Origin of the sequence: Coprococcus sp. LG101-27 (assembly GCF_027695515.1) — a bacterium.
GTDB lineage: Bacteria > Bacillota > Clostridia > Lachnospirales > Lachnospiraceae > Allocoprococcus > Allocoprococcus comes.
Map to the genome: position 1 here is coordinate 456,823 of NZ_JAQEUJ010000001.1, position 12,324 is coordinate 469,146.

At 44.1% G+C, this 12,324-nt stretch carries 11 protein-coding genes; all 11 read left to right on the forward strand.

Annotation, left to right across the window (positions count from 1 at the left end):
* The first annotated feature begins 2 nt into the window (after positions 1–2).
* Positions 3–968, forward strand: a complete 966-nt coding sequence (gene miaA / locus PG766_RS02235) for a tRNA (adenosine(37)-N6)-dimethylallyltransferase MiaA (RefSeq protein ID WP_182438560.1) — start codon at positions 3–5, stop codon at positions 966–968.
* Entirely contained in the window at positions 968–2,263 is a 1,296-nt protein-coding gene (locus PG766_RS02240) for a methionine gamma-lyase family protein (protein WP_117558327.1), read from the forward strand. The genes miaA and PG766_RS02240 overlap by 1 nt, the downstream gene beginning before the upstream one ends.
* A 1-nt stretch (position 2,264) precedes the next feature.
* Positions 2,265–3,500 carry an aminoacetone oxidase family FAD-binding enzyme gene (locus tag PG766_RS02245; RefSeq protein WP_270541347.1) on the forward strand — a complete coding sequence of 412 codons (1,236 nt, stop codon included), beginning with the start codon at positions 2,265–2,267 and terminating at the stop codon, positions 3,498–3,500.
* Positions 3,493–5,145, forward strand: a complete 1,653-nt coding sequence (locus PG766_RS02250; RefSeq protein ID WP_118198280.1) for an NAD(P)/FAD-dependent oxidoreductase — start codon at positions 3,493–3,495, stop codon at positions 5,143–5,145. The genes PG766_RS02245 and PG766_RS02250 overlap by 8 nt, the downstream gene beginning before the upstream one ends.
* 105 nt (positions 5,146–5,250) lie before the next feature.
* On the forward strand, positions 5,251–5,511 hold the full coding sequence (locus tag PG766_RS02255) for a DUF4321 domain-containing protein (protein WP_008370229.1): 261 nt from the start codon (positions 5,251–5,253) through the stop codon (positions 5,509–5,511).
* 66 nt (positions 5,512–5,577) lie between these two features.
* Positions 5,578–6,288, forward strand: a complete 711-nt coding sequence (gene radC, locus PG766_RS02260; protein ID WP_008370231.1) for a RadC family protein — start codon at positions 5,578–5,580, stop codon at positions 6,286–6,288.
* A 21-nt stretch (positions 6,289–6,309) separates the two neighbouring features.
* Positions 6,310–7,332, forward strand: a complete 1,023-nt coding sequence (locus tag PG766_RS02265; protein WP_118198279.1) for a rod shape-determining protein — start codon at positions 6,310–6,312, stop codon at positions 7,330–7,332.
* A complete protein-coding gene (mreC, locus tag PG766_RS02270) occupies positions 7,333–8,220 on the forward strand; it encodes a rod shape-determining protein MreC (RefSeq protein ID WP_117823648.1) in 888 nt (295 codons plus the stop codon). It begins immediately after the preceding gene.
* A 2-nt stretch (positions 8,221–8,222) separates the two neighbouring features.
* A complete protein-coding gene (gene mreD / locus PG766_RS02275; protein WP_173826051.1) occupies positions 8,223–8,750 on the forward strand; it encodes a rod shape-determining protein MreD in 528 nt (175 codons plus the stop codon).
* Positions 8,751–8,811: 61 nt separating this feature from the next.
* The gene (locus tag PG766_RS02280; RefSeq protein WP_416810409.1) at positions 8,812–11,652 is read left to right on the forward strand and encodes a penicillin-binding transpeptidase domain-containing protein; all 2,841 of its coding nucleotides are present in this window, start codon (positions 8,812–8,814) and stop codon (positions 11,650–11,652) included.
* Positions 11,653–11,671: 19 nt separating this feature from the next.
* The gene (locus PG766_RS02285) at positions 11,672–12,316 is read left to right on the forward strand and encodes a septum site-determining protein MinC (RefSeq protein ID WP_242999992.1); all 645 of its coding nucleotides are present in this window, start codon (positions 11,672–11,674) and stop codon (positions 12,314–12,316) included.
* The last annotated feature ends 8 nt before the right edge of the window (positions 12,317–12,324 follow it).

The following is a 12,324-nucleotide window of genomic DNA, read 5'->3' on the forward strand; positions in this document are numbered from 1 at the left end:
ACATGACACAGATGACAGAGAAGAAAAAGCCACTGATCATATTGACAGGCCCAACTGCTGTCGGAAAGACGGCTGCGTCGATTGGCCTTGCAAAAGCAATTGGAGGAGAGATCATTTCGGCGGATTCGATGCAGGTATACCGGCACATGGATATTGGTTCCGCGAAGATTTTGCCGGAAGAGATGAAAGGTGTGAAACATTATCTGATCGATGTGCTTAATCCGGAAGAGGAATTTAATGTAGCTGTTTTTCAGAAGATGGCAAAAGATGCAATGGTAGAGATCTATAAGAGAGGACGTATTCCGATTGTTGTAGGTGGCACGGGATTTTATATCCAGGCGCTTTTGTATGACATTGATTTTGAAAAGGGAGAAGAAAACACTGCCTATCGAAAGAAGCTGGAAACGTATGCAAAGGAGCATGGTGCGCAGGCACTCCATGACAGGCTGCGGGAAGCGGATCCAAAATCGGCAGATGCAATTCATGCAAATAATGTAAAACGGGTGATTCGTGCTCTGGAATATTATCATGAGACAGGAACAAAGATTTCCGAACATAATGAAGCAGAACGGGAGAAGGATTCCCCGTATCGGTTTGCGTATTTTGTTCTGAATGATGTGCGTAGCCGTTTGTATGAGCGGATTGATCGTCGTGTGGATCTGATGGTGGAGCAGGGGCTTGTAGATGAGGTGACTGCTTTAAAGATCAGAGGATGCACAAGGGAAATGGTTTCAATGCAGGGACTTGGATATAAGGAAATTCTGGATTATCTGGATGGAAAGAATTCACTTGAAGAAGCGGTAACGATCCTGAAAAGGGATACCCGTCATTTTGCAAAACGTCAATTGACCTGGTTCCGCAGAGAGCGGGATGTGAACTGGATCCAGAAAGAGGAATTCGGATACGATGAAGAGAAGATTTTGCAAGCAATGCTTGCGATACTGAAAGAAAAGGAGATTACAGACTAATGGATATCAGTCAGAAAATACAGAAATTATATGAACAGACCGGAATTTCACCGGAAGTTTATGACTTTGGAGAAAAAATTGAAAAATCACTGAAAGAACGTTTTGATAAGATCGATAAGATGGCAGAGTTGAACCAGCTGAAGGTCATTCATGCCATGCAGGAAGCAAGGGTGAATGCAGAATGCTTTAACTATGCATCTGGCTATGGATACAATGATTTCGGAAGAGATACGCTGGAAAAGGTGTATGCAAATGTCTTTCATACCGAAGATGCGCTGGTAAGACCACAGATTACCTGTGGAACCCATGCACTTGCTTTAACACTTTCTGCAAATTTAAGACCTGGTGATGAACTGCTTTCCATCGCAGGAAAGCCTTATGACACACTGGAAGAGGTCATTGGAATCCGCCCATCCACAGGTTCCCTTGCAGAATATGGAGTAATCTATAACCAGGTGGACCTGCTGCCGGACGGAAGCTTTGACTTTGATTCGATTGAAAAAGCGATTGGCGAGAAAACAAAGCTGATCACGATTCAGCGTTCCAAAGGATATCAGACAAGACCGAGTTTTTCTGTGGATCAAATTGGGGAAGCAATTGCATTTGTCAAGAAGATCAAACCGGAAGTCATCTGTATGGTGGATAACTGCTATGGTGAATTCGTAGAAGAAAAGGAGCCAAGTGATGTGGGTGCGGATCTGGTTGTCGGTTCCCTGATCAAGAATCCGGGCGGCGGACTTGCCCCGATCGGTGGCTATGTGGCTGGAAGAAAGGATCTGATCGAGCAGTGTGCTTACCGCCTTACTTCTCCTGGACTTGGAAAAGAAGTGGGTGCTTCACTTGGTGTGATGCAGTCGTTTTATCAGGGACTTTTCCTTGCACCGACTGTTGTTGCAGGTGCATTAAAAGGTGCTATTTTTGCGGCGAATGTATATGAAAAGCTTGGTTATGCAGTTGTACCGGACGGAAAAGAGGAACGCCATGATATCATTCAGGCGGTAACACTTGGAAGTGCGGAAGGTGTAATTGCATTCTGTCAGGGAATCCAGGCGGCAGCACCGGTTGACAGTTATGTAACACCGGAACCGTGGGCAATGCCGGGATATGACAGTGATGTGATTATGGCGGCAGGGGCATTTGTACAGGGATCGTCCATCGAACTGAGTGCAGATGGACCGATCAAAGAACCGTATGCAGTATATTTTCAGGGAGGTCTCACCTGGGCGCATGCAAAACTTGGTATTTTAATGTCTCTTCAGAAGTTATATGAAAAAGGAATTGTAAAGGAATTATAGAATGAAAAAAAGAGTCATCATCATCGGCGGCGGAGCAGCTGGCAGTATGGCTGCACTTACGGCGGCGCAGAACGGCGCAGATGTACTGCTTCTGGAACAGAATGAAATAATTGGCAGAAAAATACTGTCGACGGGTAATGGCAGATGTAACTTTACCAATCGTTTTCAGGATCCATCCTGCTATCGAAGCGACAATAGCGGATTTGCATGGAAATCAATCGGAAAATTTTCTGAGCCTGAGACAACGTCTTTTTTTAAAAATCTTGGAATTTATCCGAAGGATAAAAATGGCTATCTGTATCCCTGGTCTGAGCAAGCCTCGGCAGTGAGGGAAGCACTGGAGTCTGCGCTGAAACTGGCAAAGATCCGGATTCATACCGGAGTTCGCGTATTTGGGATCATACCAAAGAAAAATGGTTTTCAGATCAGTTTTTCAAAAGATGGGAAAAAAGGAATGATTTCTGGTGAGGCTGTGATCCTTGCGGCCGGATCAAAGGCAGCTGCAAAGCTAGGGAGTGACGGAAGTGGATATGACCTGGCAAAAATGCTGGGACATAAGCTGGTTCCGGTTGTCCCGGCTCTGGTACAGCTTCGGTGCAGGGAAAAGCTGTACCGGCAAGTTGCAGGCGTGCGTACTCATGGAAAAGTAACGGTTTTTATCGATGGGACAGAAACGGCTTCTGATATCGGCGAGCTGCAGCTTACGGATTATGGTATTTCCGGGATCCCGGTCTTTCAGATCAGCCGTTATGCGGCGAGAGGTCTGTATGAAAAGAAAGAAGTTTTTGCAGAACTGGATTTTATGCCGGATTTTGGAGATGTAGAATTTTTGCAGATGTTAAAGGAACGGAAGATAAGGCTGGATGGTTTTGTGATGGAACAGTATTTTAATGGATTATTCCACAAAAAGCTTGCCGGTGCGCTGCTTAAGAGAATTGGAATTTCGGGAACAATGCCGGTGCATGACCTTGGTGAAGAGAATCTGGAAAGACTTTGCCGGATCTGTAAGCATTTCCGGACTTATATTGATAAGACAAATCCGTTTGAACAGGCGCAGATCTGTGCGGGGGGTGTAGATACAAGCGAGATTGATCCGGACACGATGGAGTCGAAGCTTGTAAAAGGACTTTATTTTGCAGGAGAAATTCTGGATGTAGATGGAATCTGCGGAGGTTACAATCTGCAGTGGGCATGGACCAGTGGTTATCTGGCAGGGAAAGGAGCGGCAAATGCTTAGAATCAGTCAGCTGAAGCTTCCGGTTACGCATACGGAAGAGGATTTGAAGAAAAAGATTGTGCACACACTGATGTGCAGGACAGAAGCGGTACAGAGCTATGAGATTATCAAGCAGTCTCTGGATGCCAGAAAGAAGCCGGAGCTGTTCTATGTCTATACTGTGGATGTAAAAGCGGACAATGAAAAACAGCTTTTGAAGATGCTTACCCGAAAAAAGCGTGCAGGCAATGTGCAACTCCATGAAGCAATGCCATATGTTTTTCCGGCAGGAGGCAACGAAAAATTGAAGTCACGTCCGGTAGTTGTCGGATGCGGTCCTGCCGGACTTTTCTGTGCGTATTTTCTTGCAGAATATGGGTATCAGCCGGTTCTTCTGGAACAGGGGGCACCGGTAGAAGAGCGACAGAAAGATGTTGAGGAGTTCTGGAAGACGGGGGTGCTGAAACCGGATTCTAATGTGCAGTTTGGAGAAGGCGGAGCAGGGACGTTTTCAGACGGAAAACTAAATACACTGATCAAGGATCCGGTGGGGCGCAATCGTAAGGTGCTGGAGATTTTCGTGGAAAACGGAGCACCAAAAGACATTCTTTATGTGAATAAACCACACATTGGAACGGATATTCTACGGACTGTGATCAGAAATATGCGGGAGAAAATCCTTGTGTGGGGTGGTGAAATCCATTTCCATACACAGATGACAGAGGTCCTTTTTACAGAAAATACAAGGCGGATCAGAGGGATCATATATGAAGATCTTCTGAAAAAAGAAAAAGAAGAAATACAGACGGAGACGCTGGTTCTGGCACCGGGACACAGTGCGCGGGAGACCTTTGCGATGCTCTTCGAGAAAAAGGTTCCGATGGAGGCAAAATCCTTTGCGGTTGGTGTACGTGCAGAACACCCGCAGGAGTTGATCGATCATTCCCAATATGGGGATGCAAAGGCATCTCTTCCGGCAGCAGCCTATAAGCTGACTGCAAAACTGCCGGATGGAAGAGGTGTATATTCATTCTGTATGTGTCCGGGAGGCTATGTGGTTAATGCGTCTTCGGAGGAGGGATATCTTGCGGTCAACGGAATGAGCTATCATGCCCGCGACAGCCACAATGCCAACAGCGCAATCGTTGTGACGGTTACACCGGAGGATTTTGAAAGCGACCATCCGCTTGCCGGAATTGCATTCCAGAGAAAACTGGAAAAGGCAGCTTACAAAGCAGGAAAAGGAAAAATTCCGGTACAGAGATACGGGGATTTTTACCGGAGTGTGACCGGAAAAGAAAAGGAAAAGACCGAAGCAGAAGTCTGGTATCAGGGACATGAGCCATGTATGAAGGGTGCGTATGAAGAGACAGACCTGGCGGGGATTTTCCCGGCAAAGATCAGTAGTGCGCTGGTGGATGGGATGGAAGATTTTAACAAGAAAATTCGAGGATTTTCGCATCCTCTTTCCGTTCTTTCCGGAGTGGAGAGCAGAACCTCTTCGCCGGTACGGATCGTAAGAGATAATCATTCGCTGGAAAGCGTGATTGGAGGACTTTATCCTTGCGGAGAGGGCGCAGGATATGCCGGCGGGATTACGTCGGCGGCAGCAGACGGTATTAAAATCGCAGAGAAAATTCGACAAAAATATGCACCGTTTTTATAGAAAACAGCTGTGTTAAGAAAAAAATAATATTTAAAAAGTCTATACACGTTTTTTAAAATATGCTAAAATGATACCAGTTTGTGATTCAAAAGAGGAGGAGTACAGATGAGAGGAGCCGGAAGTAAGAATGCCTGGGCGTTATTTCTGCTGATTCTGGCAGGGATTGTTCTGGGTGGCTTTATCGGTGTGCTTGCAGAAGGGGTTCCAGCACTTAGCTGGCTTTCTTATGGACAGACTTTCGGGGTAGAGACACCGATTGTTTTGAACCTCGGACTTGTCGTTATTACGTTTGGTCTTACGATTAAGATCACGATCGCAAGCATTATTGGAGTGATTATCTCCATATTCATTTATCGTTTCTTATAGGATGTATAAAGCATCCCATATACAAGGGTGGAGAGTCTGGTGTGAATCAACAAATCCTGCAAAAGGATGAATCAAAAAAATACCATTCGAGAAATGTTATCAGAAGAGCGGCCATATGAAAAATGTGAACGCTTTGGGGCGGGCAGTTTAACAGATATTGAATTGCTCGCTGTTTTGTTAAGGACTGGAACAAAGGGAGAGAGTGCACTGGATCTTGCCAGGAAGCTTTTTTATCCCGGAGAAGGTACACAGCCACAAGCCAAAGCCCATCTTCAAAGCTGGACAAAAGAAGAACTGCTGAAAATCAGTGGAATCGGAAGAGTAAAGGCTATTCAGATCTTATGCCTTTGTGAACTTTCCAAGAGAATGTCCCAGCTTTCAGCCAGAGAAGATCTGGATTTTTCAAGACCGGATACAATTGCAGCATATTATATGGAAGATATGCGCTATTACAGGCAGGAGCATTTGAAACTGCTGATGCTGAATACGCGTTCCAGACTGATCGGAGAAAGCGAAATTTCGAGAGGGACAGTAAACATGTCCGTAATTTCCCCGAGAGAGCTTTTTATAGAGGCATTGCAAAAGAACGCAGTCTATATTATATTGTTGCACAATCATCCAAGTGGTGATCCGATGCCGAGCAGGGAAGATATTCTTGTGACACAGCGCATCCGGGAGGGCGGAAGCCTTCTTGGAATTGAACTTCTGGATCATATCATTATTGGTGATAACTGCTATGTATCACTCGCAGAGCAGAAGCTGCTTAAGGAAAAGTAGTATGGAAAGGAACTTTAGATTATGGCGCGAAATATTTACGGTCTTGATCTCGGAACTTATGAGATCAAGGTGTATGATAAAAAGCAGGACAGTACGTGGAAAGAGAAGAATGTAATTGCTATTGTGGACGGAAAAGAGATCTTGGCTGTCGGCGATGAAGCATATGCGATGTTCGAGAGAACACCGGGAAATATTGAAGTGGTGTTTCCGATGAAAGAAGGTGTAATCAGCAGATTTACGGATATGCAGTATCTTCTTCAGAATCTGCTGAAGAAAGAGCGCCGTTTTACAAGAGGATCAGAATATCTGATCGCAGTACCTACGGATGTCACAGAAGTTGAAAAACGGGCGTTTTTTGATCTGGTTGTTCATTCAACGGCGAAAGCAAAAGAAGTGAGTATTGTAGAACGCGGTGTTGCGCAGTGTATCGGAATGGGAATTGATGTCCGGAAGACAAAAGGGATGCTGATCGTTGATTTTGGTGCGGCTACAACCGAATTATCTGTAGTAGGTTCAGGTGGCATGGTACTTAATAAAATGCTTAAGATTGGTGGTATGACATTTGATGTGGCAGTTCAGAATATGGTCCGCCGGAATTATGATTTTCTGATCGGAAGACAGACAGCCGAGGCTCTCAGAAAACGTTTTGGAGTGCTTGGCGGAAACGGAAAAGCTTCCATGGTGGTTGCCGGACGTAATCTGGTTGTTGGTGTACCAAGATACCAGGAAATCCCAAGCAGTGCGGTACGGGCTGCGATGAAAGAATCTCTGGAAACCTGTACTTCGCAGATTGGTCAGTTGATTGAACGGACCCCACCGGAGGTAGCCCGTTCAATCAAAAAGAATGGAATCTGTCTGACGGGTGGTGTTTCCAGGCTACCGGGGCTTGACCGGTACATAGAAGCTGTGACTGGATATCCGGTGCATGTGGCTGCTAAGCCGGATCTGTGTGCAGTAGAAGGGCTGCGACGGATGATCAATTCAAAAGAACTTAAAAAAATTTCGTACTCAATGTTGGATGAAAATTATAGGTGGATAAGATAGATGAAAAGAAAGAATCAATTTTCGACATCAAATAAATACTGGTTGCTGATCCTTGCTATCATATGTATTGTATTGATGGGACTTTCCGGATTTGCAGAGTCCGGGAAAGGACCGCTTTCCTGGGCAGCAGGTTACACGATCGTGCCGATGCAGAAAGGAATCAACCGTGTCGGGATGTGGATCGGCGATGTTTCAGAGAATTTTGCAACACTTCAGGAAATAAAAAAAGAAAACAAAGAACTGAAATCCCGCCTGGAAGAGATGACGACTGAGAATAACCGGTTGCAGCAGAATTCAGCAACGCTGGAAAGATATAAAGAACTATATAAGATGGATCAGAATACAGCGGATTATCCGAAAGTTGCTGCAAATGTAATCGCCAGCGAGAATAGCAACTGGTTTTCGAAATTTACGATTGATAAGGGAAGCAATGATGGGATCAGGAAAGATATGAATGTCCTATCTGGAACCGGACTGGTTGGAATCGTCACAGAAGTCGGACCGAACTGGGCAACAGTAAGTTCGATTATCGATGATAAAAATGTAAGTGCCATGATCCTGACAACCTTTGACAAATGTATTGTAAGCGGAGATCTGCAGACGGTGCAGGACGGACTTTTAAAATTTGAACAGCTTGCCAATAATGAAAATGAAGTGGCGGTTGGAGAACAGGTTGTAACATCGAATATCAGCAGCAAATATCTGCAGGGACTTCTGGTTGGATATATTTCAGAGGTAAATGTAGATTCCAATAACCTGACAAGATCCGGATATATCATTCCTGCTACGGATTTTAAGGAATTACAGGAAGTTCTTGTTATTACAACAACAAAGCAGGATCTGATCGATGGAAAAGGTGAAAGTGGAAGCGATAACGGAGGCGAATAGACATGAAAAAGATTAAAAGGATCCTGATCTGTGCTGTGTTGATCACTGTCTGTTTTCTTCTGGAGACAACGGTGTTTCAAAAGCTGGCGTTTGCCTCGATTATTCCGAATCTCCTGATTATCGTGACGTCCTCATTTGGATTTATGAGGGGACAAAAAGAAGGGATGATCATCGGCTTTTTCTGTGGACTTTTAAAAGATATACTAGGTGGAAATCTGCTTGGATTTTATGCGCTGATCTATATGCTGATCGGATATGGCAACGGATTTTTCCAGAGAGTATTTTATGACGAAGACATTAAACTCCCGTTGGCACTTATTGCCGGCAGTGAGTTTCTATATGGTATGGTGATTTATGTCCTTTTATTCATGTTAAAAAGTGATTTCCATTTTTTGAATTATCTGAGACATGTGATCATGCCGGAACTGGTTTACACGATTCTGGTTACACTGGTTCTGTATCAGATCATTCTGCATATTAACCGAAGACTTGAAGAAGAAGAAAAAAGGAGTGCTAGCAGATTTGTTTGATTTATTGGATCGTCTGAAAAGATGGTTTATCGACTTGGTAAAATCTAGAGTGTTTGTGCTGATGCTTGTGTTTATTGTGCTTTCTGCAATTTTGATACAGCGTGTGTTTGCTTTACAGATCGTAAACGGACAGGCATATCTGGATGACTATAAGCTTCAGATCCAGAAAACAAAAGAGGTACAGGGAACCAGAGGTCGTATCCTGGACCGGAACGGAGTGGTTCTGGCAGATAACAAGCTCGCATATTCCGTCACGATTGAAGACAACGGTGACTATGATACGGTTAAAGAGAAAAATAAAATCATCAATGCAACAATTGAGAAAGTGATCAGTATTGTTGAATCGAATGGAGATTCTATTGTCAATGATTTCAAAATTATTCTCAATGATAATGGAGAATATGCTTATTCCATGACAAGCGAGGTGCAGCGTCTGCGGTTCCTTGCGGATGTGTTTGGAAAAGCAACCATTGATAAGCTCAGTAACAAGCAGAAGGCATACAGTGCGGCAGATCTGATGCATTATCTCTGTACAGATGAGACCTACGGTTATGGGCTGGACGAACAGAAACTGTCCAAAGAAGAAATCCTGAAGCTGGTAACAATCCGGTATTCCATGGGACTGAATCGCTATCAGAAGTATGTGGCTACAACGATTGCAAGTGATGTCAGTGAAAGTACAACAGCTGCTATTATGGAAAACCTGGATACTCTTCAGGGAGTTAATATTGAAGAGGATTCAATCCGTTATTACCCGGACAGCAAATATTTTGCGTCTATTCTTGGTTATACGGGCGTAATTTCACAAGATGAATATGATGCGTTGGATGAAAAGGAGTCGGACTCGTATTCTCTTACGGATGTGGTTGGAAAAGCAGGGCTGGAGCAGACACTGGATAAAACACTTCAAGGTGAAAAAGGTGAAATCAAACTTTATGTTAACAGTGTGGGAAAGGTCATTGAGTCCAAGCAGGGGAAAAAGGCAAAAGCAGGAAATGATGTCTATCTTTCTATTGATGCCAATCTGCAAAAGGCAGCTTATGATCTCCTGGAAGAAAAGCTTGCCGGAATCATCCTTTCCAATCTGACTACGTCTCTGACCTATGACCGTACACAGGCAGAAGAGGGAAGTGATGTGAAGATACCGATTGGTGATGTTTACAATGCATTTATTTCCAATGAGGTTCTGAATGTGGGACATTTTGAGGCTGCGGATGCCGGGGAGACTGAGAAAAGTGTGTATGCGTCATTTTCCTCCAAAAAGGAGGCAGTGCTTGCAGATGTGATGGCACAGCTGAGTGATTCAGGTGCGCCGGCATATAAAGACTGTGATGAGGATATGCAGGCATATCTCAGTTATATTATCAGTACTGTACTTACCCAGAATGCAGCAATCATTCAGAAAGATTCGATTGATACCAATGATTCTACATATATTGCGTGGGAAAATGATGAGAGCATCAGTCTCTATACTTATCTGAATTATGCGATCTCCAAGAACTGGATCGATACATCAAAACTGACTGATTATATGAACAGTGACAGTGAGTATTCGGATCAGAATGAAGTATATCAGGGGATTCTGGCGTATATCAGTGCAAATCTTCCTAAGGATTCCGGATTTGACAAACTGATCTACAAGTATATGATACGCAATGAAGAAATCACAGGAAGCCAGATTGGTATGATGCTTTATGAGCAGGGAATTCTGAATTATGATGCAGATGTTTATAATAAGCTTGCGGATGGTACAATGACCGCCTATGATTTCATGTATTCCAAGATTGAAGATCTGGAAATCACACCGGGACAGCTTGGACTGGAACCATCTACCGGATCGGTCGTAGTAACTGACACGAAGACCGGACAGCTTCTTGCCTGTGTATCCTACCCGGGATATGATAATAACCGGCTTGCAAATACCATGGATTCAGGCTATTATACAAAGCTTTTAAATGATCAGTCAGCACCGTTATATAATAATGCGACGCAGGAGAAGACGGCACCGGGATCTACTTACAAACCACTGGTTGCTGTTGCCGGACTGACAGAAGATGTCATTGATACCAGTACGTATATCAGCTGCGGCGGACTCTATGAAAAAATTTCACCGAGTCCACGATGCTGGATTTATCCGGGGTCGCATGGAAGTCTGAATGTGACGAGTGCGATCCAGCATTCCTGCAATATGTTCTTCTATGAAGTTGGATACCGTCTGGGACTTACAAACCAGATGCTCAGTAATGCAAAGAGCAGCGAGTCGGGATATTCTTCTGACCAGGGATGTGAGACGCTTCTGAAATATGCGACTATGTTTGGACTGAACCAGACAACAGGAATCGAAATTCCGGAATCGTCACCTCAGGTATCTGATCAGGACTCTGTACGTTCTGCAATCGGTCAGGGTACTAATAACTATACGACAACTCAGCTTGCAAGATATGTTACAGCAATTGCAAACAGAGGAACTGTTTATAATCTTTCCCTTCTGGATCATGTGGAAAATAAGGATGGTAAGGTAACAAAAACTTACGAACCGGATGTGCTGAACCAGATAGAGGGTGTTTCCGGAAATACATGGGATGCTGTTCAGTCGGGAATGCGGGCAGTTGTTACCAGCAACAGTACATATTCTTCGCTGGGAAATATTACAATGTCAGGTAAAACCGGTACGGCACAGCAGAGTACTACACATCCGGATCACGGTCTGTTTGTTGGCTATGCGCCAAGTGACGATCCGGAAGTCGCATTTGCGATCCGTATCAAAAATGGTTATGAATCTTTATATCCGTCAGAGATTGGAAGAGACCTGATGCGCTATTATTATGGAGAGACAAGCCGTGATGAGCTGATCACAGGGCATGCATCGGCAGCAGGTTCATCATCGACACATGGAGACTAGATTGAGGGGGATCACAGGTATGAAACAGAAAGTCATCATTAAAAGTAATAAATACGGTCTGATTGTTCATATGGATCCTGATGCAGAGTATACAGAGATTCTGAAGGAATTGAGAGAAAAATTTACCGAATCTGCCCGCTTTTTCAAAGATGCGACCATGGCGGTTACGTTTGAAGGGCGGATTCTTACAAAACCACAGGAAGAAGAGGTCATTGGTCTGATCACTGATGTCGCTCATATCCATATTGTCTGTATTTTTGATACTAATGAAAATACAGAAAGATTATACAAAAAAGTAGTAGAAGACTCTCTTAACAGTTTAACCAGAAAAGAAGGTCAGTTCTACAAAGGTACACTCAGACAAAGGCAGGTACTGGAGACAGAGCAGAGTATTATTATACTTGGCGATGTAGAGTTTGGTGCAACCGTAGTATCCAAGGGCAATATTGTTGTGCTGGGTGCGGTAAGGGGAACGGTACATGCCGGGGCAACAGGAGATCGGAATGCGTTTATTACGGCGTTGTCGATGAGACCGCATGTGATGAAGATTGCAGATATTGTATCAACACATACATATCTTCAGGACGAAACCGTAAGACCAAGTATCGCCCGTCTTGACGGCAAGCGCATTTATATCGATCCACTGGAGAATTTGGAGTGGTAGGAGGATCT